Source organism: Brevundimonas vesicularis (assembly GCF_027886425.1).
GTDB lineage: Bacteria > Pseudomonadota > Alphaproteobacteria > Caulobacterales > Caulobacteraceae > Brevundimonas > Brevundimonas vesicularis_C.
Map to the genome: position 1 here is coordinate 315,901 of NZ_CP115671.1, position 23,384 is coordinate 339,284.

Genomic DNA, 23,384 nt, shown 5'->3' on the forward strand with positions numbered 1-23,384 from the left:
CGCTTACTTCAGGTCGATCGACTGGGTCGTCGCGCCGGCGGCGGCGAACTTGGCGCGTTCCCAAGACGCTGGTCCCATATTGCCGACAGCGTTGTTGGAGAAAGCGAAAGGCTCGACCGGCATGCCGAAGGGATTGGTGTTCATTTTCCCGTCGCCGTTTAGGTCGTGGAAGGCGCGCACCGCATAGTCGCCGTCGGGCAGGCCGTCGAAGGTGACGCTGGTCTGGCCGGCGTCGGCATTCAGCATGGCGACCTGGGCCGGCTGACCCTCGCCGCCATAGTTGGCCTCGCTGTTGAAGACGGCGACCATGATCTGGCCTTGGGGCGCCGCGCTCGGGAAGGCGACGGTCAGGTCGGCGGCGAAGGCGGGCGCGGCTGTCAGGGCGGCGGCGAGAGCGAGAACGGGAGCGATGGCGGCGACAGTCTTCATGACGGCGTATCCTGTGTCGGTGAGAGGACCGACGACGACCGGCCCTCAATGACCGGACCGTGCCGTCGTCCCCTGCCCTTCACCACCGCGCTTGCGGCGATGAACGGCCGCCGTTCGCGAATGCACAGCCAGGGGCGTTGGCGAAGCGCGAACGAACACTTCGAACGCATCGTGTCCGTGCCTCAAAAGAAAAGGCCCGGAACCTAAGTTCCGGGCCTTGGTCTCTTCGTGCTCGCGACGAGGTACTAGTCCAGCGTGCGCTTGATCTCTTCGACCGTGAAGCACTCGATATAGTCGCCTTCCTTGATGTCCTGGAAGCCCTGGAACTGCATGCCGCATTCCTGGCCGGCCGTGACCTCGTTGACCTCGTCCTTGAAGCGCTTGAGCGTGTTGAGCGTGCCCAACTCCAGCACCACGACGTCGTCGCGGATGATGCGGACGCGCGCGCCCTTGCGGACCACGCCTTCCGACACCCGGCAACCGGCGATCTTGCCGATCTTGGAGATGTCGAACACCTGAAGGACAGCGGCGTTGCCCAGGAAGGTTTCGCGTTGCAACGGCGCCAGCATGCCGGACAGCACGCCTTTGATGTCGTCCAGCAGGTCGTAGATGATCGAATAGTAGCGGATCTCGACGCCTTCGCGCTCGGCCAGATCGCGCGCCTGTTTCGAAGCCCGGACGTTGAAGCCGAGGATCGGCGCGCCGGCCGACTTGGCCAGGTTGACGTCGCTCTCGGTGATGCCGCCGGCGCCGGAATAGACCGTGCGGGCGCGCACCTCGTCGGTGCTCATCTTGTCCAGCGAACCCATGATGGCTTCGGCCGAACCCTGCACGTCCGCCTTGATGACAACCGGCAGTTCCGAGGCCTTCTTGGAGCCCAGCTTGGCCATCATATCGACCAGCGAGACCGAGCCGCCCGAAACCTGGGCCTTCTCGCGCTTCACCCGCTGACGGTATTCGGTCAGCTCGCGAGCGCGGGCCTCGGAATCCACCACGGCGAAGACATCGCCGGGCGACGGCGCCTCGTCCAGGCCGAGGATCTCGACCGGCACCGACGGACCGGCTTCGGTCAGCTGCTCGTTGCGCTCGTTCAGCAGGGCGCGAACCTTGCCCCACGAACCGCCGGCGACGACGATGTCGCCGCGCTTCAGCGTGCCGCGCTTGACCAGGACGGTGCCGACCGGACCACGACCCTTGTCCAGCTTGGCCTCGATGACCACGCCCTCGGCCGAACGATCGGCGTTGGCGCGCAGGTCCATGACCTCGGCCTGGATCAGGATGGCTTCCAGCAGGCCGTCGAGGTTCATCCGCTCCTTGGCCGAGACCTCGATGATCTGGGTGTCGCCGCCCAGGCTTTCGGCGATGACTTCGTACTGCAGCAGCTCGTTGACGACCTTCTGCGACGTGGCGCCGGGCTTATCCATCTTGTTGACCGCCACGATCAGGGGCGCGTTGGCCGCCTTGGCGTGTTGGATGGCTTCGATGGTTTGCGGCATGACGCCGTCGTCGGCGGCGACGACCAGGACCACGATATCGGTCACATTGGCGCCGCGCGCCCGCATGGCCGAAAAGGCGGCGTGGCCCGGGGTGTCCAGGAAGGTGACCTTCTGGTCGTCCGGCAGGCGAACCTGATAGGCGCCGATGTGCTGGGTGATGCCGCCGGCTTCGCCGCCTGCGACGTCGGTCGTGCGCAGGGCGTCGAGCAGCGAGGTCTTGCCGTGGTCGACGTGGCCCATGATGGCCACGACCGGCGCGCGGGTGTCGGAGGCGTCCGCATCGTCGGCCTCGCCCAGGAAGCCGGTTTCGATGTCGGATTCCGAGACGCGCTTGACGGCCATGCCGAACTCTTCGGCCACCAGTTCGGCCGTGTCGGAATCGATCACGTCGTTGATCTTCATCATCAGGCCCTGCTTCATCAGGAACTTGATGATGTCGACGCCGCGCACGGCCATCCGGTTGGACAGCTCCTGCACGGTGATGACGTCGGGAATGACGACTTCGCGCGGACGGTTGGGCGCATCGGTCGAGCCGCCCTTGCGCTTTTCCTTCTCGCGTTCGCGGGCGCGGCGGACCGAGGCCAGCGAGCGCATCCGCTCGGCGGCGTCGCCGTCGCCGACCACGGACTGGATGGTCATGCGGCCTTCGCGGCGCTTGGGCTCGCCGCGCGTGCGGCTGACCGCCTTGCCGGCGTCGGAGAAACGCTTCTCGCGATCGTCGTCACGACCGGCCGGACGGCCGAAGCCGGCGCCGGGGGCGCGGGCCGGACGCAGAACATTGGCCTCGGCCGGCGGAGCGTTCGGGGCGGCGCGACCGCCGGGCCCGGTGCGGGGACCGCCCGGACGCGCGGCGCCGGGCACCGGACGCGGATTCAGGGCCGAATAGCGAACGGGCTCGGCCGGCTTGGCGCCTTGCGGACGCTGGCCGCCAGGACCGGAACGGGCGCCCTGCGGACGATCGCCTTGCGGGCGATCGCTCTGCGGACGGTCCGAATAGGCGCGATCGCCGCCGCCCATCGCCTGCTCGCGGGCCGAACGGCCGCCGAAGGCCGGACGCTCGGGCGCAGCGCGCTGGGGGTTGCCGGGCTTGGGCACGCGCTGGCCGAAGTTGACCACCGGGCGAGCCGGAGCGGCCGGACGAGCGGGAGCGGGTGTCGGAGCCGGCGCGGCGGGCGTGGGAGTCGGCGCGGCAGCGACCGGTGCGGCCGGCTTGGGCGCGGGCTTGGCCGGGGCGGCGGGCGCAGCGGCCGTCAGCTTGGCGGCTTCGGCGCGGGCGGCTTCTGCGGCGGCCTTGGCGGCGGCGGCCTCGTCACGGGCGGCCTGGGCGGCGCGCTCAGTGGCGGCGGCCTGCTCGCGGGCGGCGGCGTCTGCAGCGGCCTTGGCGGCGGCGGCGGCGTCAGCCTTGGCGGCGTTCGCTTGCGTGGCCAGGGCGATGGCGCGACGACGGGCTTCCTGCTCCTCGGCCGACAGGGCGCCGCCGGCGGGTTGCGACGGACGCGGACCTTGCGGACGCGGCGCCTGAGCGGCCTGTTGAGGACGTGCAACATCGAAGCCCTGCGGACGTTGCGGTCCGCCGGCGCCGGCGCGGCGCTTGGTCTCGACCACCACCGTCTTGGATCGGCCATGGCTGAAGCTCTGCTTCACGGTGCCGGTCGGCACCGATCCCACAACGCGCGGCTTCAGGCTCAGCGGAGCGCGCGGCCCCGTCTGGGACGGCGTGCCGGCCGTGTTGCCCTGGCCTTGGTTGGTCTTGTCGTTTTCGTCGCTCATCCGGTCGCTTTACTCGGGGCGGAAAGGCCCGCCGTCCTCATCTAATACCCATGAACGACCGTGAGCCCGTCTCCGCCCTTGGAGACAGGCCCTCGGCCGCTAAAATCCTCAGCTCGCCCCTGTAGGGGGTGCTCCCGCCGATCCGTCCTCGACCCTGGAAACGTCCCAGTGAAGGGGGCGAAGCGGCCGAAATCCAGCCAGTCGTTCGACCTCGATGGTCCACCGATCGGCGCGTCCGCCCGCAAGCAGGACGGCGTGTATCGCATTTTCCAGCCCAAGGGCCAAACTCAAATCGTCCGCCGTGAACGCGCCGCAGATCTTGGCGGTCTGATGACGGGCCAGGGCGAGGATCTTTCCGCGCCCGTCGGCCGAGCCATCGGCGGCTTCCAGCACCCAGGCGGCCTTGCCCGCACGCAGGCTCGCCGCGGTTTTCTCGAAGCCGGATATAAGAACGCCTTCGCGCCGGGCAAGACCCAACTGGTCGAGACAGCGCCTTGCCAGCAGCCGTTCGATGACATCGGCCAGGTCGGCCGGGGCGGTCAATTTGGTCTTGGCCGCGCGGGTGAAGCCGTTCTTCTTGACCGCCGCCTCGACCGAAGCGCGGCTGGCTTCGACCCACAGGCCGCGTCCGGGCAGTTTCCTGCCCAGGTCGGGGACCACCTGGCCATCGGGCCCGGCGACGAAACGGATCAGGCGAGATTCATCCATGACCTCGTGAGAGACGAGGTCCCGGCGTTCCCTATCGATCGTTGCGTCGCGCAAGCTCATATGTGGCCAGGTCTCCCATCACGCGTTCGACGGTTCGGCGTCGGACTCTTCGCCCTCAGCCGTGCCGTCTTCGGCAGGCGCGTCGCCGAACACCTGGTCCGGATCGTATTCGCCCTCGGCGTAGTCGCCCTCTTCTTCGTACTCTTCCGGCTCGGGCTGCGGCAGTTCCGAAGCGTCGATCCAGCCGGCGGCCACGCGCGCCTGCAGGATCAGCAGCTCGGCGTCTTCTTGCGCCAGATTGAAGCTTTCCAGCACGCCGGGGACCTTCACCCGCTCGCCGTTCTTGACCTCATAGCCGCCGCGGATTTCGTCGGTGGCCAGGTCGGCCAGATCCTCGACCGTCTTAACGCCGCCTTCGCCCAGGGCGACGGCGATGGGCAGGGTGACGCCCGGCACCTGAAGCACGCCGTCCTCGACGCCCAGTTCGACGCGCTTGGCGTCCAGCTCGGCGGCCTTCTTATCCAGATATTCGCGGGCGCGGGCCTGAAGCTCTTCAGCGGTCTCTTCGTCGAAGCCTTCGATCTCGGAGACTTCGTACGGATCGACGTAGGCCAGGTCTTCGACCGTGGCGAAGCCTTCGGTGACCAGGAGCTGGGCGATGACTTCGTCGACGTCCAGGGCTTCCTGGAACAGTCCGGTGCGCTCGGCGAACTCGCGCTGACGACGCTCGGAGTCCTGAGCCTCGGTGATGATGTCGATCTGCCAGCCGGTCAGTTGCGAGGCCAGGCGGACGTTCTGGCCGCGACGGCCGATGGCCAGCGACAGCTGCTCGTCCGGCACGACCACTTCGACGCGACCGGCTTCTTCGTCCAGCACGACCTTGGAGACTTCGGCGGGGGCCAGGGCGTTGACGATGAAGGTCGGCTCGTCCGGATTCCACTGGATGATGTCGATCTTCTCGCCCTGCAGTTCGGCGACGACCGCCTGAACGCGCGAGCCGCGCATGCCGACGCAGGCGCCGACGGGATCGATAGAGCTGTCGTTCGACAGGACGGCCATCTTGGCGCGCGAACCCGAGTCACGGGCGGCGGCGCGGATCTCGATCACGCCGTCATAAACTTCCGGCACTTCCTGGGCGAACAGCTTGGCCATGAAGCCGGGGTGGGCGCGCGACAGCATGACCTGCGGCCCCTTGGCCTCGGGCCGGACGTCGTAAATATAGGTGCGGATCCGGTCGCCGATGTTGAACACTTCGCGCGGGATGGACTGGTCGCGGCGCATGACGCCTTCGCCCCGGCCCAGGTCGACGATGGTGTTGCCGTATTCGACGCGCTTGACCGTACCGTTGACGATCTCGCCGACGCGATCCTTGAACTCTTCGTACTGGTTGGCGCGCTCGGCCTCGCGGACCTTACCGGTCACGACCTGGCGGGCCATCTGGGTTTGCACCCGACCGAATTCGAACGGCGGCAGGTTCTCGACGTATTCCTTGCCGACCACCGCCTCCGGATCGCGCTTGGAGGCGTCCTTCAGGCGCACCATGGCGCTGTCGTTGAACTCTTCCAGCTCGTCTTCCGGCATCCAGTCGTCCTCGACGATGGTGACGTGACGGGTCAGCGACAGCTCGCCGGTCTTGTGGTCGATCTTGGCGCGGATATCGTGGTGCGCGCCGTAGCGCGACTTGGCGCCCTTCTGGATCGCTTCTTCGATCGCCTCGATGACGATTTCGCGCTCGATGTTCTTCTCGCGGGCGACGGCCTCGGCGATCTGCAGCAGTTCGAGGCGGTTGGCGGAAATACCGGTGACGGCCATCAGGCGTTGTCCTCAGAAGGGGTCGTGGTGTCGGTTGTCAGGTCGGAGGCTTCCCCTTCGGGAAGGCCGTCGTCTTCAGGTTCGCCGCGTGCGGCGCGAATGGCGGCGCCCCGTTTCATCAGGGCGTCGGTCAGGACCAGCTTCGCGTCGCTCAGCCAGTCGAAGGGGATCAGGGCGGTGTCGTCCTCGCCTTCCAGGTCGATCAGGACGTTGCCGTCTTCATAGCCGGCCAGCACGCCCTTGAACCGCTTGCGGCCCTCGATCATCCGGTCGGTTTCCAGACGCGCCTCCTCGCCCTCGAACAGGTCGAAGTCGATGGGGCGGGTCAGGGGACGGTCGATGCCGGGCGACGAAACCTCCAGCATATATTCGCCAGGGATGGGATCGGCGGCGTCGAACACTTCCGACACCGCGCGGCTCAGCTTGGCGCATTGTTCGACCGAGATGTCGTGGTCGGACGGCCGCTCGGCCATGATCTGGAGGCGCTGACGTTTGGAGCCCGTCATCAGGCGCACGCGCACGACATCCAGACCCAACGACTCCGCGATGGGGTCGATCAGGTCCAGCAGCTGGCGATCCTGGGCGGTTCTTGCGCGCAAGCGACGAATATCCAAAACAAAAGCGGCGGTCCGTCCGGGCCGCCGCTTGGAACGACGCCGTTGGACGCCGGTCTAACGATGTGAGCGCCATATAGGCCAACCGAAAGGGGTTGTCAGCCCCCCGCGATCAAACGCGCCGTCAGCGCGGCCCCAGATAGTCGCGCTTGCCGATCTCGACGCCCGCCGCGCGCAACAGGGCGTAGGTCATGGTGACGTGGAAAAAGAAGTTCGGCAGCGCAAACCCGGTCAGATAATCGACGCCGTTGAACTCGTGCTGCCCGCCGGGGAATTTCAGCACCACTTCGCGCGTCTCGGCGCCCTCGAATGCATCGCGAGGCACGCTTTCGATATAGGCGATGGACAGAGCGATGGTGGCCTTCAGCTCGGCGAACGACGCTTCGGTATCGTCCGTCTTGGGCCAATCCTGTCCGACCAACCGGGCGACGCAGGCCCGCGCCGAAAACGCCGCCGTGCGCACCTGGGCTGGGAACGGGTTCATGTCCGGGGCGAGACGCGCCTCCATCAGGGCTGCCTCATCGAACCCCTGAGCAAGCGCCTTGTCGAGCAAGGCCGACAGATTGTTCAGCGTGCGCACGAAGACGGGCGCCGAGGCGTCGTAGATCGAAAAGGCCATGGAAGTCAGATCCGGTTGGAACGACCCCTTAGCTGCTAATCGACGCGCCGATATTCAAGGAAGACCGGGGTCGTGTCGCCAAGCTTCTTTTCTTCGTAGCGCGTCACGACGTGATCGGCGGGCGGGACGAACCAGTCCTGTTCAGTTGGACCCATTCGCTCAAGACCCGGCGTGCGGTTCAGCCGCTCCAGCGCCCATTCGGCGTAGTCCAGCCAATCGGTGACGAAGCGCAGGGTCCCGCCAGGCTTCAGGATGCGTGCGAAGGCCTGGGCCGTCTCGTCCTGCAGCAGGCGGCGCTTGTTGTGGCGCGCCTTGTGCCAGGGGTCGGGGAACAGGATCAGAACTCGGTCGATCGAGGCGTCCGGCAGGGCGTCGACCAGGTCGCGGGCGTCGTCAGCGTGGATCCGTACGTTCTTCAGTCCGCCCTCTTCCACGTGACGCAGGGCCGAGGCGACGCCGTTCAGGAAGGGCTCGCAGCCGATCACCAAGGCGTCGGGCCGCGTCGCCGCCTGGGCGGCCATATGCTCGCCGCCGCCGAAGCCGATCTCCAGCCAGACCTCGGTCGCCTCGGGCATCATCGTCTTGGGGTCCAGCAGCCCGGCCTTGGGATCGGGCACGGCGATCTCGGGCAGCAGGGTCTCCATCAGCGCCGCCTGGCGGGGCTTGATGGGGCGGGCCTTGATGCGGCCGAACGATCGCAGCGGGCGGTCGAGATGCGGGTTTTCGTCCTCGGGACGGTCATCGGCGTTCATGCGCCTGCCGTTAGCCGTCGCCGGCCAAAGCGTCCAGAACTAGCGTCCAGAAGACGAACGCCGAAACCTTTTGACGGTCGCGGCCGAACGCCCTTCTATGCCGGTCACAAGCGGCGTCGGGGCTGACGCTTCGCGGGAGAGGGATTTCGATGATCGGACATCATCTGCGGGGCGTCAGCCTCGCGGCCATTACATGCGCCGTGCTGGGCCTGTCGGCCTGCGCCACCACCGGCCAGAAGCCTGATGATACGGCCGCGAAACCGTCGAAGGACCGGACCTTGGCCGCCGGTCTGGATCCCGCGACGACGCTGGATCCCTATCCCTCCACCTATCAGCCCCTGCCGCGCGAGAACTTCGCCGTGGTCGGCGCAACCGTCCTGACCGGCACGGATCGCAAGATCGAGAACGGCGTGGTCGTGGTCACGGACGGCAAGATCGCCGCCGTCGGCGACGCCTCGACCCCCGTCCCTTCCGGCTATCGCATCGTCGAGGCGCGCGGCCGTTATGTCACCCCCGGCGTCATCGACGTGCACAGCCACCTGGGCGTCTATCCGTCGCCCGGCGTCAGCGGCATGAGCGACGGCAACGAGGCGACCAGCCCGAACACCGCCCAGGTCTGGGCCGAACATTCGCTGTGGCCCCAGGACCCCGGTTTCAACACCGCCCGCGCCGGCGGCGTGACCACGCTTCACATCCTGCCCGGCTCGGCCAATCTGTTCGGCGGACGCGGCGTCACGATCCGCAACGTGCCCTCGATCACCATGCAGGGGCTGAAGTTCCCGGCCGCGCCCTATACGGTCAAGATGGCCTGCGGCGAGAACCCGTCGCGCGTCTATGGCGGGCGCAACCAGAGCCCGGCGACGGGCATGGGCAATATGGCCGGCTATCGCGCCGCCTTCATCGCCGCTCGCGACTACAAGGCCAAGTGGGACAAGTGGCGCGAGGACGGCGAAGGCGCCGCCCCGACCCGCAACCTGCAGAACGAGACCCTGATGGGCGTTCTGGACGGGTCGATCCTGATCCAGAACCACTGCTACCGCGCCGACGAGATGGCGCTGATGATGGATATGGCCAAGGAGTTCGGCTACCGCATCACGACCTTCCACCACGCGACCGAGGCCTACAAGCTGGCGCCGCAACTGGCCGCCAACGGCATCTGCGCGGCCATGTGGACCGGCTGGTGGGGCTTCAAGATGGAGGCCTTGGACGCCATTGAGGAGAACGCCGCCCTGGTGGACGCCCAACAGGGATCGTGCGCCGTCATCCACTCCGATGACGCCGAACTGACCCAGCGGTTGAACCAGGAAGCCGCCGCCGCCCTTTCGGCCGGTCGACGCGCCGGGCTGAACATTTCCGAAGAGCACGCCATCGGCTGGATCACCTCCAACGCCGCCAAGGCCATCGGCATCGCCGACCAGACCGGGTCGCTGGAGCCCGGCAAACGCGCCGACGTGGTGATCTGGAGCGCCGATCCCTTCTCGATCTACGCCCGCGCCGATCAGGTCTTCATCGACGGCGCCCTGACCTTTGATCGCAGCAACCCCGCCTATCAGCCGACCAGCGACTTCGAACTGGGTCAGCCGGGCTATGGCCTGACCGCCGCCAACGTCACGGAAGGAGCCCGCTGATGCGCCTGTCTCACATCCTCGCGGGCGCCGTCGCGGCCCTGTCTCTCGCCGTCCCCGCTCTTGCGCAGGAAACCGTCGCCATCGTCGGCGGACGCATCCTGACCGGCAACTCCGTTATCGAGAACGGCACGGTCGTGATCCGCGACGGCAAGATCGTCTCTGTGGGCTCAGGCGGCGCGCCGTCCGGCGCCCGCGTCATCGACGCGGCGGGCAAGACGGTCGCGCCAGGTTTCGTCGCCGTGGATTCCGGCCTGGCCGGGACCGAGGTCAGTTCGGTTAGCGGCACCAACGAACTGCGCAACAGCGCCAATACGCTCAGCGCCGCCTTCGACATCTCATACGGCCTGGACCCCTGGTCCTTCACCCTGCCGGTCGCGCGGCTGGGCGGCATCACCCGCGCCATCGTCGTGCCCCAGCATCCGGGCTCTTCCGGCGGCCATGTGCATGAAGACGAGACGGCCGGCGCCGGCGACGGCGGCTATCAGACGCCCGGCCTGTTCGCGGGTCAGGCGGCGATCATCAACCTGGGTCAAGGCTCCAACATCCTGGTCAAGCCGCGCGTGGCCATGGTCGCCCCGTTCGGTGAGGCCGGAGCCGGCATCGCCGGAGGCGCGCGCGGCGCGCAGTTCGTCCTGTTCAAGGAGACGCTGTCGGAAGTCCGCCTCTATGCCCGCAACAAGTCGGCCTATGAGCGGGCGGGCCTGCGCGACCTCAGCCTGTCGCGCGCTGATCTCGAGGCGCTGATCCCCGTCGCCAACGGGACGATGCCGCTAATCGTGACCGTCCACCGCGCCTCGGACATTCAGCAGGTGTTACGCTTGGCGCGCGAGGAAGGGATCAAACTGATCCTCGACGGCGCCGAGGAAGGCTGGCTGGTCGCCGGCGACATCGCCGCCGCGGGCGTGCCGGTGCTGCTGAACCCCATCTCCAACCTGCCCAGCGATTTCGAGATGCGGGCGGCGCGGGCCGAGAATGCGGCGGCCCTGAATGCGGCGGGTGTCGTCATCGCGATCAAGGGCAATGAGGGCTCGACCCACCGCGCCCGCGAGGCCCGCTACAACGCCGGCAACGCCGTCTCGCACGGCCTGCCCTATGGCGCCGCCATCGCCGCCCTGACGGTCAATCCGGCGAAGATCTTCGGCATGGCCGGACAGTTCGGCCAGATCGCACCGGGCGCAGCGGGTGACGTCGTGGTCTGGTCCGGCGATCCGCTGGAGCCGCTCAGCCAGCCGTCGGCCGTCTTCGTCAATGGCGTCGAACAGCCCCTGACCAGCCGCCCGCTGATGCTGCGCGACCGCTATCGCCAGCAGACGCCGATGCCGCCGGCCTATCGCAACTAAGGACCGCTTTGGTCTGAACGGAAAGGGCGGGGCCGGACGGTCCCGCCCTTTTTCATTGGCCGCGTCCGCGCTAGGTCAGGCCCATGCCCACCGTGCTCTACATCGACGCCGACGCCTGCCCCGTGAAGGAAGAGGTGTATCGCGTCGCTCGCCGCTATGGGCTAAAGACCTATGTCGTCTCCAACACCTGGATGCAGGTTCCGCGCGAGCTGCTGGTCGAACAGGTGGTGGTGGACGCCGGCCCCGACATCGCCGACGACTGGATCGCTGAGCGGGCGGGCGTAGGCGACGTTGTCATCACCGCCGATATCCCCCTAGCGGACCGCTGTCTGAAGTCGGGCGCGCAGGCGCTGAAGTCGAACGGCCAGCCCTTCACCCCGGACTCCATCGGCTCGGCCCTTGCCGGACGGATGGTGGGCGAGCATCTGCGGTCGATGGGCGTGGCCACATCCGGTCCGCCGCCGTTCTCGGCCGCCGACCGTTCGCGTTTCTTGCAAGCGCTGGACCAGGCCGTGGTCAAGGCGCGCAAGGCGGCGACATGACCACCGTCATCCCCGAGGACGAGCTGGAGTTTCACTTCTACCGCGCGGGCGGTCCGGGCGGGCAGAACGTCAACAAGGTCTCGACCGCCGTTCAGATGCGGTTCGATGTGAAGAACTCGCCGTCGCTGACCGATCCGGTCAAGGCGCGGCTGATGAAGCTGGCCGGCAGTCGGTTGACGCTGGAAGGCGTGATCCTGATCACCGCCGTGCGTCATCGCACCCAGGAGCGCAATCGCGCCGACGCCATCGAGCGGCTTCAGGCCATGGTGGACGAGGCCTCGATCCGTCCCGTCTATCGCGTGCCGACACGCCCGACCAAGGCGTCAAAGGAACGCCGCCTCAAGGCCAAGACGACCCGCGCCTCGATCAAGTCGGGGCGCGGCAAGCCTTCGCTGGACTGACGATCAACGCTCGGCCGGGCGGAACAGCAGGGCCGCGATCTTGTCCTCGGCGTCGAAGCCGATCAGCCATTCGGTGACCTGATTGTCGAAGGTGACCTTGAACATCTGGGCCTCGCCTTCCTGCTTGACGTATTCGACCGTCTTGACGGCGCCGAAGCCCTTGATCAGCGGGACCACCTGGGCCTCCTGCTGACGGATCTGGGTTCCGAGGCCGGTCGTGAAATCCGAATAGTCGAAGCCGGTCCCCTGGGCGCTGGCGATCACGGCGCGCAGCGCCTCTTCCGAACGGGCGATGTCGGGAGCCTGGGCCGCGGACGCCGTTGCGGGCGCAGCGGCGGGGCGAGCCTGTGCCGCTGCGGCTTGAGCCGGGCGGTCGAAGGCGTTCGGCACGGCGCCGGCGGCGGCCTGGGCCAGGGCGGGCACGGGCGCCAGCAGCACGGCGGTTGCAATAGCGGTCTTCATCAGGGTCGGCTTCATAGCGAAAGCTCCGGTCAGGTCAGATAGGGCCAGAGCGAAAGGCCCAGGGCCGCCAGGGCCGCGATGACCGCGACCGTGACTGAAGCCGTCACCCAAGCCGGAGTTCCCGACTTTTCGATGACCACCGCCGCCGGGCGCGGCGGCTCCTGAACCAGGCGCGAGATGGCGCGGGCCGCGGCGATCATTTCGTTGATCGCATCACGCGCCTGGGCCTGCGGTCCCAGCTCGCGGCGGATCCAGCGTTCGACCACCGGCTGGGCGGCCTTCCACAGATCGTGATCGGGTTGCAGCCGGCGCGCCACGCCCTCGACCGAGACCATGGTCTTTTGCAGCAGGATCAGTTCGGGCCGCAGCCGCATGTCGAACAGGGCGGTGATCTCGAACAACTGGCCCAGGAGCCGGCCCATCGACACCTGGCTGGCGGCACGGCCGATCACCGGCTCACCGACGGCGCGCAGGGCCTGTGCGAAGGTCTCGACCGAGTGGTGCGGCGGGACGTAGCCGGCCTCGAAATGCACGCGCGAAATCCGGTCGTAGTCGCGGCTGATGAAGCCCCACAGGATCTCGGCCAGATAGCGCCGCTCGGCCGGTCCCAGCCGCCCGACGATGCCGAAGTCGATGGCGGTCAGATGGGCAGGCGCGCTGGCGAACAGATTGCCCTCGTGCAGGTCGGCGTGGAACACCCCGTGGTCCAACGCCTGCACCAGGAAGGCGCGCACGACATTGTCGGCCAGCTGATCCTTGTCCAGTCCGGGCAGGTCCAGCAGCGCCGGATCCGTCATGGGCACGCCTTGGGCCCACTCCAACGTCAGCACGCGCTTGCCCACACCGTCCCAGATCACGGCCGGCGCGGACATATATCCGTCCTTGGCCAACACCTCGGCCATCTCGCTGGCGGCGGCGGCCTCCAGCCGCATGTCCAACTCCAGATCCAACGAGTTGGCGATGGTCTCGACAAAGGCGGACGGCTCCAGACGCCGCGCCATCGGCACGAGCCGCCAGACCAGCCGGGCGGCCAGACGCATTGAATCCAGGCCATTGGCGACCCGCCGCTCGACCCCCGGCCGCAGCACCTTGACCGCGACGGCCCGCCCGTCGGCCAGGGTCGCGCGGTGCGCCTGAGCCAGGGAGGCGGCGGCGACCGGCGGGCTGAGGTCGATGAACAGGCTTTCGGCCGGACGACCCAGCGACTTCTCGATCTCGCGACGGGCCTCTTCCAGAGAGAAGGGCGGCAGGGCGTCCTTCAACCGGCCAAGATCGCGCGCGAATTCCAGACCGAAGATATCGGCGCGCGTGGCCAGGACCTGGCCCAGTTTGATCGCCACGGGGCCCAGATGTTCGAACGCCTTGCCCAGCCTCTGGCCCGGCCGACCCTGACGCCCGGCGCGGCCGGAGAAGAGTTGCACAAACCGGGCGAACGGGCGCGTCCAGGCCGGCAGCAGAGGGGTCACCTCGCGCGGGATCAGGGCGTCATGACGCGCCAAGACCCATAGCCAGCCCAGCAGGCGCAGGAAGGACGCAACCGGGTTCTGGACCGCGACCGTCGCGGGCGGCGGCGGGGCCGTGCGATAGATCCGGCTGGTCAGATCGCCCACCCGTGATGGATGGCGGCGATCCCGCCCGACAGATTGGTGACGGACACGCGGCGGAAGCCGGCGTCCTCGATCATGCCCTTGAACGTATTCTGATCGGGGAACCGACGGATGCTCTCGACCAGATACTGATAGCTGTCGCGATCCTTGGCGACCCAGCCGCCGATGCGCGGAATGGCGTGGAAGGACCAGGCGTCATAGACCTTGCGGATCGGCGTGGTCGTGGGGCGCGAGAACTCCAGGCACAGGAACCGACCGCCCGGCTTCAGCACCCGGCGCGCCTCGGCCAAGGCCTTGTCGATATGGGCCACGTTGCGGATGCCGAAACTGATCGAATAAGCGTCGACTGAGGCGTCAGCCAGCGGCAGGTTCATGGCGTCGCCGACGCTCCACTGCATCTCCGGTTCTCCGCCCTTGTGCACGCCGGCCAGGATCATCTCGGCGTTGTAGTCCAGCACGATAACATTGGCGTCCTCGCCGCCGCGTCGCTCCTGGGCCGCGCGCGCCATCTTGGAATAGCGACGCGCCATGTCGCCGGTGCCGCCCGCGACGTCCAGAATGGTCTCGCCGGGACGCGGATTCAGCTTGGCGGCGGCGATGTCCTTCCAAATGCGGTGGACGCCGACGCTCATCAGGTCGTTCATCACATCGTAGTTGGAGGCGACGGAATCGAAGACCCCGCGCACCATCTTCACCTTCTCGCGCGCATCCACGTCGCGAAAGCCGAAGGAGGAACGATCACCCGACGAATGCGGGCCGTGGGAGGAGGCGTCGGTCATAGTCGTCGTCTAGCGCGTCGCAGCGCCCCCGTCATCCGATGAGACACTCGATCAGGCCGCTTCGGGCTGCGGCAGTTTCAAATCCTTCATCACGTCGCGCATCAGGCCGTAACAGCCGCACGACGCCGCCTCCAGGCCGTCACGATCCAGCACCTTCACCCAGCCGCGCCCCCGCTGGATCAGCGACTTGCGCTCCAGCACCGTGCCGACCTCCGACACCGTGGCGCGACGCACGCCCAGCATGCCGGCGATATCAGCCTGCGTCAGATCGATCCGGTCGTCCTCGGCCCGGTCGTGAAGCATCAACAGCCAGCGGGCCAACCGTTCGTCCAGCCGATGCTGGGCATTGCAGGCGGCCGCCTGCTGCACTTGCGCCATCAAGCCTTCGGTGAAGCGCGACAGGGCTGAGCGCAGCGTCTCGCTGTCTTCCAGCGCCTCGCCGAACACCTCGGCCGAGCAATGGGCCGCGATCCCGTCGCGTTGAGAAATGGCCCGACTGGCGGCGCGGGCGTTGAACGGTCCGCAGGTGACGCCGATCAGGCCTTCGCGCCCTATGGCGGCCGTCTCCACCATCTTGTCATCCGGCAGGATGGTCATCAGCGACACCACGCCCTTGATCGGAAACCACACCTGATCGACCGCCTCGCCGGCGTCATAGAGCATCTGGCCGCGTGTGATCTCGCACTCTTTCAAATGCGGTTCGATCCGCTTGCGGTCGGCCGCATCCAGGGCGGCGATCCAGAGATTTTCCATCCTAACCCCGCTGGCGACCGATGACGCCGAAGAGCGACGATCGCTGCTCGATCAATGCACAAGCTTGACCATGGGTTCCCTAAGACGATCCGGGCGGCTTCGCCGCTTGCCGCCATCCATCAGGCGCCCTACGCCAAAGAAAAAGAGGAAACGCGATGACCGAGACACGGCTTGACGTAGCGGAAACGCTGAAGGATTTGTCCGCCTGGCGAGCGCATGACGGCGATCGCCCGGCCATCACGCGGACGCTGAAGTTCGCGGATTTCAACGCCGCCTTTGGCTTCATGACCCGCGTCGCCATGATGGCCGACAAGATGGACCACCATCCCGAATGGTCGAATGTCTACGACCGCGTCGAGATCCTGCTCACCACCCACGACGCCGATGGCGTGACGGACAAGGACGTGACCTTGGCCCGCTTCATTGACGGCGCCGCTGCCGGCATGGGGGTGAAGTCGTGAGCGGCGCCGCGCGTCCCGGCCGCGTTGCCGGCAAGACGGCCCTGATCACCGGCGCGGCCGGCGGCCTGGGCGAAGCCATGGCCTTCATGCTGGCCCGCGAGGGCGCCCGCGTCGCCGTCACCGACATCGACGCCGCACGCGCTCAAGCCTTGGCGAGCCGGATCAATGCGGAAATTCCGGACGCCGCCTTCGCCTATGCCCACGACGTGGCCAGCGAGGCCGAATGGGAAGGTGTGATCGCCGCCGCCGTCGCCGATCTCGGCGGCCTGTCGGTGCTGGTCAACAACGCCGGCGTCGGCGGCCCCCTGGCCTTCGTCGAGCAGGACACGATCGAGAACTGGCAGCGTCAGTACGAGATCAATCTGCGCTCCATCATGCTGGGGGCCAAACACGCCATGCCGCATCTGCGCGCCTCGGCTCCGGCCTCGATCATCAACATCTCCTCGATCGCAGGGCTCGCGGCCGCCCCCGGCATGGGCGCCTATAACGCCACCAAGGCGGCGGTCTGGATGTACACCAAGACCCTGGCGCTTGAGGCCGCCAAGGCCGAATGGAACGTACGCTGCAACTCGGTCCATCCCGTCTTCATCAAGACGCCGATCCTGGATCCCTTCATCGCCATGGCCGGCGGGGACCAGGACAAGGCGCACGAGCGCCTCGCGCGTGGCATTCCCTTGAAGCGGATCGGCGAACCCGACGACGTCGCCTACTGCGTCCTCTATCTGGCGTCCGACGAATCCAAGTTCGTCACGGGGTCGGAGTTCAAGATCGACGGCGGCATGACGGCGCAGTAGGGCGCGAGCGCCCTACTGCTTTCTTTTTGGGCCTATCGCGCTTCGCGCTGCTTGAGGCTGTTGGCCTTCCTTGTCGGTGATTGATGGCGGCCATCCGGTCGTCATCCGCGCATTCGGGATTGAGGCCGCTTGCGCCATGCTGTAAGCGGCCTGTTCCGGCGTTGCGCCGGCCGACGCACCCGTAGCTCAGCTGGATAGAGTGCTGCCCTCCGAAGGCAGAGGTCACAGGTTCGAATCCTGTCGGGTGCGCCATTTCCCCTCTAAAGTAGTCCACGACTCTCCTGCCGGCGGCGCCCCTGGAGACACGCCCGACACAAAATCGTCGTCGGGTTCTTGATTGCGCAAAGCCTATGTGACGTTATCTCGTAACAAGTCACTTCCTCCCCAGGCTGAGAGTTTTTCCATGCGTCCCTCAAGCGTCTCGCGATCCCTGCTCATGGCGGCCGCAGGCTCCACGATTCTGGCAGGCGCCGCCGCCGCGCAGTCCGCTCCGCAAGCCCCGGCGGAGTTGGGCGATATCATCGTCACGGGCGCGCCCTATGGCATCAGCCAGCGGGCCTCGGTAATCGCGACGGACGTCGTGGACGAACAGACCCTGGCCACGGCGCCGGCGGCCTCGCTCGGCGATATGCTGAGCGGGCGTCCGGGCATCCGTTCGACCGACTTCGCGCCCGGCGCCAGCCGACCCGTCATTCGCGGCCTTAGCGGGCCGCGCGTCCAGGTGCTGACCAATGGTATCGGCCTGATCGACGCGAGCTCTGTCTCGCCCGACCACGCCGTGGCCACCGATCCGGCCGAGGCCAATCGTATCGAGATCATCCGCGGACCCGCGACGCTGGTCTATGGCGGCTCGGCCATCGGCGGCGTGGTCAATGTTCTGGACGATCGCATCCCGACCGAAATCCCCGAGGGCGGCGTGTCCGGCGTGGTCTCCACCCAGGCGTCCAGCGTCGATGACGGCCGCAGCGCCTTCGGACGCATGACCGTCGGCAGTGGAAACTTCGCCTTCAACGTCGATGGGGTGAAGCGCAAGACCGACGACTACGACATCCCGGCCCCGGCCATTTCCGCCAGGCGCGCCGCCGCCGAAGGCCTTGCGCGCGAGGACACCGGAACCCAGCCCAACAGCTATACCGACCTGGAAGCCTGGGGCGTCGGCGGTTCCTACATCGGCGACAAGGGCTTCGCCGGCGTCTCCTATAAGAACACCGACAGTGAATACGGCACGGTCGCTGAGGAATCGGTCTTCATCAAGCTGAACCAGAAGCGGTGGGACGCGCGCGGCGAATACCGTTTCGACAGCGGGCCCTTTTCGGCCCTGCGCGGCTCCTACGGCCATGCCGACTACACCCACACCGAGTTCGAGGCCGTGGGCGAGCCGGGCACCATCTTCAACTCCGACGGCTGGGAAGGCCGTGCGGACCTTGTCCAGCGCGAACGCAACGGCTGGAACGGCGCCGTCGGCGTCCAGGCCCTGTCGCGTAACTTCGAAGCGATTGGCGAGGAGGCCTTCGTGCCCAGCGTCAAGATCGACGAACTGGGCCTCTATACGGTGCAGCGTCTGGACCTCGGCAACCATGGTTTCGAGGGTGGGCTGCGCTATGACCGGCGCGAACTCAGCGGCACGCCCATCGGCGGCGCCAGCGAAGTCACGCGCGAGTTCGACAACTGGTCGGCGTCTGCCGCCGCCTTCATCCGCCCGACCACCGGCCTGTTCCTGGGCCTCAGCCTAGCCCACAACGAGCGCGCGCCCAGCGAGGTCGAACTGTTCGCCGATGGGGTCCACATCGCCACCGCCGCCTACGAGACCGGCGACCTGACGCTGAACTCCGAGAAGGTGACGACGCTGGAGGGCACCGCCCACTATGATCGCGGCCGATTCACCGGCGATCTGCACGTTTATCACTCCTGGTATAACGGCTTCATCGACGAACGGCCGACGGGCGACCAGTTCTACTTCGAGGAAGAGGACGAGTTCTTCCCCATCTATCGGTTCGTCCAGACCGACGCGAAGTTCTATGGCTTCGAGCTGGAAGGCGCCTATGCGCTTTGGCAGGACGGCGATCGCAAACTGTCGCTAGAAGGCGCGGCCGACTATGTCCACGCCCAGACGGACTTCGGCCCTGCCGCGCGGATCCCGCCCTACTCCGTCACCGGACGTCTGGCCTGGACATCGACCAGGTTCGACGCCAGCGCCGAGGTTCGCCACGTCGGAGAACAGGACCGGGTCGCCAACGCGTTCGAACTGCCGACCGACGACTACACCCTGGTCAACGCCTCGGTCGCGGTCCGTCCCTTCGCCCAGCAGAACGTCACCCTGTTCGCCGAGGCGCGGAACCTGACGGACGAGGAAGCCCGCGAACACGTGTCCTTCCTCAAGGACATCGCCCCTCTGCCGGGGCGCAACCTTCGGGTCGGCGTCGCCTACCGCTTCTGACGAACATCGAGAGCCTTCGGCCCAGCCTTGGTTGCGCCGAAGGCTCACACGCGTCGGCGAACGCGAACCGCCTCCGTGCGTTGATCGCCCATGACCGACAAAGAACCCCGCAAAGTCCCGATTGGCTACGAAGACCGGCCCGACAAGCCGACACGCGGCGCCTTTCGCATCACGGCTCTCGCCATAGCGGCCGCAGCCGTCGTCTTCCTGACGCTGATCGCGGTCGTCGTCATGCGAAGCGGCGGGATCTAGGGGCTCAGGGCCTTCCGACCTGTATCGGGGTGTGGCTTGCTGCACGTCCTTTCCAAGCGCTTGAACTTTTCAACAGCCGGCGAAGTCGCCAGCCCGCGCAAACCCGCGGCCACCCGCCGCGAGGCTCTACTACGGACCGCGACAGATGATTGACTTGAACACCGCCACTTCGGCCGAACTGGATGGCGTTGAACTGTTGCGTGGCCATGGGTTTGAGATTGTCCGCTATCGTGAGGAACGCGGTCTGTTCACCAGCCTTCGCCAGCTCGACGAAGTGCCGGGTCTGGGCCAAAAAACTGATGGCATCGAGGCGCACCTTTACGTCGAACCCGCCGACGCCAGCTAGGCGATGTCTTCCATCAAATGGGTGTTCGTAACCTCGGTGACGTGACGCTGCCGCAAGGATCTCTATCTGCTGGAATGCTTGGGCAGGTTCGGTCTTCAGGTCCACGGCAGTTGGCCGCGTCAAAATCTGACCGCAGGACAGCAGAAAGCCCCACGGCTTTTGGCCGGTGGGGCTTTTTGGTGTTTGGGTGCGGGAGTAGGATTTGAACCTACGACCTTCAGGTTATGAGCCTGACGAGCTACCGGGCTGCTCCATCCCGCGGCAAACGGTAGTGTATCGTGAAGGAAGAACGGTTCGAGAAGGACCGCGATTGCGGTGTTTGTTCATCATCGGCTGTCCGCCTGGTAGACCCGGCGGCGACCTACTCTCCCGCGCCTTGAGACGAAGTACCATTGGCTCTGGAGGGCTTAACGACCGAGTTCGGAATGGGATCGGGTGGGGAACCTCCGACATAGCCACCAGGTCAACCAGGGGGACAGCGGATGATGAGAAGACATTGTCTGAGATTGCTCTGGTCAAGGAGCAATCATCGAATGAGTTTTGCTGAGAAACGATCAAACCGATCGGATTATTAGTACCAGTAAGCTTCATGGGTCGCCCCACTTCCACACCTGGCCTATCAACGTGGTAGTCTTCCACGATCCTCAGCGAAGCCTTGTTTTGAGGTTAGTTTCCCGCTTAGATGCTTTCAGCGGTTATCTATTCCATACTTAGCTACCCTGCTGCACAGCTGGCGCCATGACAGGTACACCAGAGGTATGTCCATCCCGGTCCTCTCGTACTAGGGACAGATCCTCTCAAGCTTCGAACACCCACGGCAGATAGGGACCAAACTGTCTCACGACGTTCTGAACCCAGCTCACGTACCACTTTAAATGGCGAACAGCCATACCCTTGGGACCTGCTCCAGCCCCAGGATGTGATGAGCCGACATCGAGGTGCCAAACTTTGCCGTCGATATGGACTCTTGGGCAAAATCAGCCTGTTATCCCTAGAGTACCTTTTATCCGTTGAGCGATGGCCCTTCCACTCGGGACCACCGGATCACTATGGCCGACTTTCGTCTCTGCTCGACTTGTCAGTCTCGCAGTCAGGCGGGCTTATGCCATTGCACTCGACGACCGATTTCCGACCGGTCTGAGCCCACCATCGCGCGCCTCCGTTACACTTTAGGAGGCGACCGCCCCAGTCAAACTACCCACCACGCCATGTCCCGGGACCGGATAACGGCCCTCGGTTAGACGTCAACGACAGTAAGGGTGGTATTTCAAGGACGACTCCACCAGAGCTGGCGCCCCGGTTTCATAGTCTCCCACCTATCCTACACATACGGTCGCTAACGCCAAGGCGAAGCTATAGTAAAGGTTCATAGGGTCTTTCCGTCTGACCGCGGGAACCCCGCATCTTCACGGGGAATTCAATTTCACTGAGCCTATGCTGGAGACAGTGGGGAAGTCGTTACGCCATTCGTGCAGGTCGGAACTTACCCGACAAGGAATTTCGCTACCTTAGGACCGTTATAGTTACGGCCGCCGTTTACCTGGGCTTCAGTTCGACGCTTTCACATCTCCCTTTAACCTTCAGGCACCGGGCAGGCGTCAGACCCTATACGTCGCATTGCTGCTTCGCAGAGCCCTGTGTTTTTGCTAAACAGTCGCTACCCCCTGGCTTGTGCCACTCAGTCCTGCTTGCGCAAGGTGAGTCACGCTTATTCCGAAGTTACGCGTGCAATTTGCCGAGTTCCTTCAGCATAGTTCTCTCAAACGCCTTGGTATGCTCTACCTGACCACCTGTGTCGGTTTCGGGTACGGTCTCTGCTGGAGTTATTTCCTGGGACAACGCCCCCGCACACACAATCCAATAAATGGGTACGAGTTAAGCCATCCGTCACTTCCAGCTGGTGCAGGAATATTTACCTGCTTCCCATCGACTACGCTTTTCAGCCTCGCCTTAGGGGCCGACTAACCCTGCGCAGATTAGCTTTACGCAGGAACCCTTGGTCTTTCGGCGAGAGTGTCTCTCACACTCTTATCGTTACTCATGTCAGCATTCTCACTTCCGATACCTCCAGCCAGGCTCACGCCTGACCTTCACCGGCCTACGGAACGCTCCGCTACCGCTTGCAGTAAACTGCAAACCCATATCTTCGGCGCACGGCTTGAGCCCCGTTACATTTTCCGCGCAGGATCGCTTGATCAGTGAGCTGTTACGCTTTCTTTAAAGGATGGCTGCTTCTAAGCCAACCTCCTGATTGTCAAAGCAATCCCACATCGTTTCCCACTTAGCCGTGACTTGGGGGCCTTAGATGATGGTTAGGGTTGTTTCCCTTTTCACGACGGACGTTAGCACCCGCCGTGTGTCTGCCCGATAGTTCTCTTGGGTATTCGGAGTTTGGTTAGTATTGGTACCGCTCGCGCAGCCCGCAACCATCCAGTGCTCTACCCCCAAGGAATTCGTCGGACGCTCTACCTAAATAGATTTCGCGGAGAACCAGCTATGTCCAGGTTTGATTGGCCTTTCACCCCTATCCACAAGTCATCCCAGAATTTTTCAACATTCACGGGTTCGGTCCTCCAGTTGGTGTTACCCAACCTTCAACCTGCTCATGGATAGATCACCTGGTTTCGGGTCGTCATACGTCGAACTTAGCGCCCTATTCAGACTCGCTTTCGCTGCGCCTACACCTAACGGCTTAAGCTTGCTCGACACATGAAGTCGCTGACCCATTATACAAAAGGTACGCCGTCACCGCGCTTGGCGGCTCCGACTGCTTGTAGGCTTCCGATTTCAGGATCTGTTTCACTCCCCTTGTCGGGGTGCTTTTCACCTTTCCCTCACGGTACTTGTTCACTATCGGTCGTAGAGGAGTACTTAGGCTTGGAGGGTGGTCCCCCCATGTTCAGACAGGATTTCACGTGTCCCGCCCTACTCGAGTCTCTTGCTGTTTGATGACTACGGGGCTTTCACCCACTATGGCCGACCTTTCCAGATCGTTCGTCTTTATTTCACAAGAGCACTGGCCTGGTCCCGGTTCGCTCGCCACTACTACGGGAGTCTCGGTTGATGTCCTTTCCTCCGGGTACTGAGATGTTTCAGTTCCCCGGGTTCGCTTAATGAAGCCTATGTATTCAGCTCATTATACCTTTCAACAATCCGCCAATCGCTGCTTCCGAAGAAACAGAGTTGGAAGACTGTAAAGGTGGGTTTCCCCATTCGGAAATAACCGGATCAAAGGGTGCTAGCGCCTCCCCGGTTCTTATCGCAGCTTGCCACGTCCTTCATCGCCTCTCTACGCCAAGGCATCCGTCAGAAGCCCTTCAACGTTTGATCGTTTCTCAGCAAAACTCATGCTTGGTGTATTCCGCCCGACTGGAAAGATGCC

Annotated in this window: 20 protein-coding genes, 2 tRNA genes and 2 rRNA genes; 10 read left to right on the plus strand and 14 right to left on the minus strand. The window is 65.2% G+C overall.

The annotated features are described in order from the left end of the window. Positions 1 to 3: 3 nt before the first annotated feature. The 7 genes from PFY01_RS01500 to trmB all read right to left on the minus strand — a co-directional run bounded on the left by PFY01_RS01500 (position 4) and on the right by trmB (position 8,200). Positions 4 to 429, minus strand: coding sequence for a DUF2141 domain-containing protein (locus PFY01_RS01500; RefSeq protein ID WP_271042143.1), 426 nt, complete (start codon positions 427 to 429; stop codon positions 4 to 6). Positions 430 to 674: 245 nt separating this feature from the next. Then, on the minus strand, positions 675 to 3,695 hold the full coding sequence (gene infB / locus PFY01_RS01505; RefSeq protein ID WP_271042144.1) for a translation initiation factor IF-2: 3,021 nt from the start codon (positions 3,693 to 3,695) through the stop codon (positions 675 to 677). Positions 3,696 to 3,803: 108 nt separating this feature from the next. Next, positions 3,804 to 4,463: an RNA-binding protein gene (locus tag PFY01_RS01510; protein ID WP_271042145.1), complete on the minus strand. Its 660-nt coding sequence runs from the start codon at positions 4,461 to 4,463 to the stop codon at positions 3,804 to 3,806. 18 nt (positions 4,464 to 4,481) lie between these two features. Further along, the gene (gene nusA, locus PFY01_RS01515; RefSeq protein ID WP_271042146.1) at positions 4,482 to 6,215 is read right to left on the minus strand and encodes a transcription termination factor NusA; all 1,734 of its coding nucleotides are present in this window, start codon (positions 6,213 to 6,215) and stop codon (positions 4,482 to 4,484) included. Continuing rightward, a complete protein-coding gene (rimP, locus tag PFY01_RS01520; RefSeq protein ID WP_174085391.1) occupies positions 6,215 to 6,814 on the minus strand; it encodes a ribosome maturation factor RimP in 600 nt (199 codons plus the stop codon). The genes nusA and rimP overlap by 1 nt, the downstream gene beginning before the upstream one ends. A 139-nt stretch (positions 6,815 to 6,953) precedes the next feature. Continuing rightward, on the minus strand, positions 6,954 to 7,448 hold the full coding sequence (locus PFY01_RS01525; RefSeq protein ID WP_066553704.1) for a DUF1993 domain-containing protein: 495 nt from the start codon (positions 7,446 to 7,448) through the stop codon (positions 6,954 to 6,956). Positions 7,449 to 7,483: 35 nt separating this feature from the next. Beyond that, on the minus strand, positions 7,484 to 8,200 hold the full coding sequence (trmB, locus tag PFY01_RS01530) for a tRNA (guanosine(46)-N7)-methyltransferase TrmB (RefSeq protein ID WP_271042147.1): 717 nt from the start codon (positions 8,198 to 8,200) through the stop codon (positions 7,484 to 7,486). A gap of 149 nt (positions 8,201 to 8,349) precedes the next feature. Between trmB and PFY01_RS01535 the strand changes: the two genes are divergently transcribed. The 4 genes from PFY01_RS01535 (at position 8,350) to arfB (ending at position 12,111) form a co-directional block, all read left to right on the plus strand. Further along, positions 8,350 to 9,828: an amidohydrolase gene (locus PFY01_RS01535; RefSeq protein WP_271042148.1), complete on the plus strand. Its 1,479-nt coding sequence runs from the start codon at positions 8,350 to 8,352 to the stop codon at positions 9,826 to 9,828. Beyond that, positions 9,828 to 11,168: an amidohydrolase family protein gene (locus tag PFY01_RS01540; protein ID WP_271042149.1), complete on the plus strand. Its 1,341-nt coding sequence runs from the start codon at positions 9,828 to 9,830 to the stop codon at positions 11,166 to 11,168. The genes PFY01_RS01535 and PFY01_RS01540 overlap by 1 nt, the downstream gene beginning before the upstream one ends. 83 nt (positions 11,169 to 11,251) lie before the next feature. Further along, positions 11,252 to 11,710, plus strand: coding sequence for a YaiI/YqxD family protein (locus PFY01_RS01545; protein WP_271042150.1), 459 nt, complete (start codon positions 11,252 to 11,254; stop codon positions 11,708 to 11,710). Beyond that, positions 11,707 to 12,111, plus strand: a complete 405-nt coding sequence (arfB, locus tag PFY01_RS01550; RefSeq protein WP_017505001.1) for an alternative ribosome rescue aminoacyl-tRNA hydrolase ArfB — start codon at positions 11,707 to 11,709, stop codon at positions 12,109 to 12,111. Before PFY01_RS01545 ends, arfB begins: the two co-directional genes overlap by 4 nt. A 3-nt stretch (positions 12,112 to 12,114) precedes the next feature. On the opposite strand, the gene PFY01_RS01555 is transcribed toward arfB, so the two are convergent. From PFY01_RS01555 to PFY01_RS01570, 4 genes are read right to left on the minus strand one after another with little or no spacing between them, the layout of a single operon-like run. Further along, positions 12,115 to 12,588, minus strand: a complete 474-nt coding sequence (locus PFY01_RS01555) for a hypothetical protein (RefSeq protein ID WP_271042151.1) — start codon at positions 12,586 to 12,588, stop codon at positions 12,115 to 12,117. Positions 12,589 to 12,602: 14 nt separating this feature from the next. Further along, the gene (gene ubiB / locus PFY01_RS01560) at positions 12,603 to 14,183 is read right to left on the minus strand and encodes a 2-polyprenylphenol 6-hydroxylase (protein WP_271042152.1); all 1,581 of its coding nucleotides are present in this window, start codon (positions 14,181 to 14,183) and stop codon (positions 12,603 to 12,605) included. Next, positions 14,171 to 14,959, minus strand: coding sequence for a class I SAM-dependent methyltransferase (locus PFY01_RS01565; protein WP_271042153.1), 789 nt, complete (start codon positions 14,957 to 14,959; stop codon positions 14,171 to 14,173). Before PFY01_RS01565 ends, ubiB begins: the two co-directional genes overlap by 13 nt. Positions 14,960 to 15,010: 51 nt before the next feature. Continuing rightward, positions 15,011 to 15,712: a Crp/Fnr family transcriptional regulator gene (locus PFY01_RS01570; RefSeq protein WP_271042154.1), complete on the minus strand. Its 702-nt coding sequence runs from the start codon at positions 15,710 to 15,712 to the stop codon at positions 15,011 to 15,013. A 155-nt stretch (positions 15,713 to 15,867) separates the two neighbouring features. Between PFY01_RS01570 and PFY01_RS01575 the strand changes: the two genes are divergently transcribed. The 6 genes from PFY01_RS01575 to PFY01_RS01600 all read left to right on the plus strand — a co-directional run bounded on the left by PFY01_RS01575 (position 15,868) and on the right by PFY01_RS01600 (position 20,002). Beyond that, positions 15,868 to 16,173 carry a 4a-hydroxytetrahydrobiopterin dehydratase gene (locus tag PFY01_RS01575; RefSeq protein WP_271042155.1) on the plus strand — a complete coding sequence of 102 codons (306 nt, stop codon included), beginning with the start codon at positions 15,868 to 15,870 and terminating at the stop codon, positions 16,171 to 16,173. Beyond that, on the plus strand, positions 16,170 to 16,967 hold the full coding sequence (locus PFY01_RS01580) for an SDR family oxidoreductase (RefSeq protein WP_271042156.1): 798 nt from the start codon (positions 16,170 to 16,172) through the stop codon (positions 16,965 to 16,967). Before PFY01_RS01575 ends, PFY01_RS01580 begins: the two co-directional genes overlap by 4 nt. Positions 16,968 to 17,142: 175 nt before the next feature. Continuing rightward, a tRNA-Arg gene (locus PFY01_RS01585) sits at positions 17,143 to 17,219 on the plus strand. Positions 17,220 to 17,370: 151 nt separating this feature from the next. Next, positions 17,371 to 19,404 (plus strand): TonB-dependent receptor, encoded by a 2,034-nt coding sequence (locus tag PFY01_RS01590; RefSeq protein WP_271042157.1) that lies wholly within the window; start codon positions 17,371 to 17,373, stop codon positions 19,402 to 19,404. Between the two features lie 90 nt (positions 19,405 to 19,494). Continuing rightward, positions 19,495 to 19,656, plus strand: a complete 162-nt coding sequence (locus PFY01_RS01595; RefSeq protein ID WP_153923917.1) for a hypothetical protein — start codon at positions 19,495 to 19,497, stop codon at positions 19,654 to 19,656. A 145-nt stretch (positions 19,657 to 19,801) separates the two neighbouring features. Continuing rightward, complete coding sequence (locus PFY01_RS01600) at positions 19,802 to 20,002, plus strand: helix-hairpin-helix domain-containing protein (protein ID WP_271042158.1); 201 nt, start codon at positions 19,802 to 19,804, stop codon at positions 20,000 to 20,002. A 184-nt stretch (positions 20,003 to 20,186) separates the two neighbouring features. Here the strand turns inward: PFY01_RS01600 and PFY01_RS01605 are convergent. From PFY01_RS01605 to PFY01_RS01615, 3 genes are all read right to left on the minus strand, one after another. Next, positions 20,187 to 20,263 (minus strand) — tRNA-Met (locus PFY01_RS01605). 87 nt (positions 20,264 to 20,350) lie between these two features. Continuing rightward, positions 20,351 to 20,465, minus strand: a 5S ribosomal RNA gene (gene rrf / locus PFY01_RS01610). Positions 20,466 to 20,552: 87 nt separating this feature from the next. Then, positions 20,553 to 23,332 (minus strand): 23S ribosomal RNA (locus tag PFY01_RS01615). Positions 23,333 to 23,384: the final 52 nt, after the last annotated feature.

Excerpts from the sequence above, each read along its gene's own strand:
- PFY01_RS01500 (WP_271042143.1), bottom strand. The coding sequence starts at position 429 with ATGAAGACTGTCGCCGCCATCGCTCCCGTTCTCGCTCTCGCCGCCGCC.
- infB (WP_271042144.1), bottom strand. The coding sequence starts at position 3,695 with ATGAGCGACGAAAACGACAAGACCAACCAAGGCCAGGGCAACACGGCC.
- PFY01_RS01510 (WP_271042145.1), bottom strand. The coding sequence starts at position 4,463 with ATGAGCTTGCGCGACGCAACGATCGATAGGGAACGCCGGGACCTCGTC.
- nusA (WP_271042146.1), bottom strand. The coding sequence starts at position 6,215 with ATGGCCGTCACCGGTATTTCCGCCAACCGCCTCGAACTGCTGCAGATC.
- PFY01_RS01525 (WP_066553704.1), bottom strand. The coding sequence starts at position 7,448 with ATGGCCTTTTCGATCTACGACGCCTCGGCGCCCGTCTTCGTGCGCACG.
- trmB (WP_271042147.1), bottom strand. The coding sequence starts at position 8,200 with ATGAACGCCGATGACCGTCCCGAGGACGAAAACCCGCATCTCGACCGC.
- PFY01_RS01535 (WP_271042148.1), top strand. The coding sequence starts at position 8,350 with ATGATCGGACATCATCTGCGGGGCGTCAGCCTCGCGGCCATTACATGC.
- PFY01_RS01540 (WP_271042149.1), top strand. The coding sequence starts at position 9,828 with ATGCGCCTGTCTCACATCCTCGCGGGCGCCGTCGCGGCCCTGTCTCTC.
- PFY01_RS01545 (WP_271042150.1), top strand. The coding sequence starts at position 11,252 with ATGCCCACCGTGCTCTACATCGACGCCGACGCCTGCCCCGTGAAGGAA.
- arfB (WP_017505001.1), top strand. The coding sequence starts at position 11,707 with ATGACCACCGTCATCCCCGAGGACGAGCTGGAGTTTCACTTCTACCGC.
- PFY01_RS01555 (WP_271042151.1), bottom strand. The coding sequence starts at position 12,588 with ATGAAGCCGACCCTGATGAAGACCGCTATTGCAACCGCCGTGCTGCTG.
- PFY01_RS01565 (WP_271042153.1), bottom strand. The coding sequence starts at position 14,959 with ATGACCGACGCCTCCTCCCACGGCCCGCATTCGTCGGGTGATCGTTCC.
- PFY01_RS01570 (WP_271042154.1), bottom strand. The coding sequence starts at position 15,712 with ATGGAAAATCTCTGGATCGCCGCCCTGGATGCGGCCGACCGCAAGCGG.
- PFY01_RS01575 (WP_271042155.1), top strand. The coding sequence starts at position 15,868 with ATGACCGAGACACGGCTTGACGTAGCGGAAACGCTGAAGGATTTGTCC.
- PFY01_RS01590 (WP_271042157.1), top strand. The coding sequence starts at position 17,371 with ATGCGTCCCTCAAGCGTCTCGCGATCCCTGCTCATGGCGGCCGCAGGC.
- PFY01_RS01595 (WP_153923917.1), top strand. The coding sequence starts at position 19,495 with ATGACCGACAAAGAACCCCGCAAAGTCCCGATTGGCTACGAAGACCGG.
- PFY01_RS01600 (WP_271042158.1), top strand. The coding sequence starts at position 19,802 with ATGATTGACTTGAACACCGCCACTTCGGCCGAACTGGATGGCGTTGAA.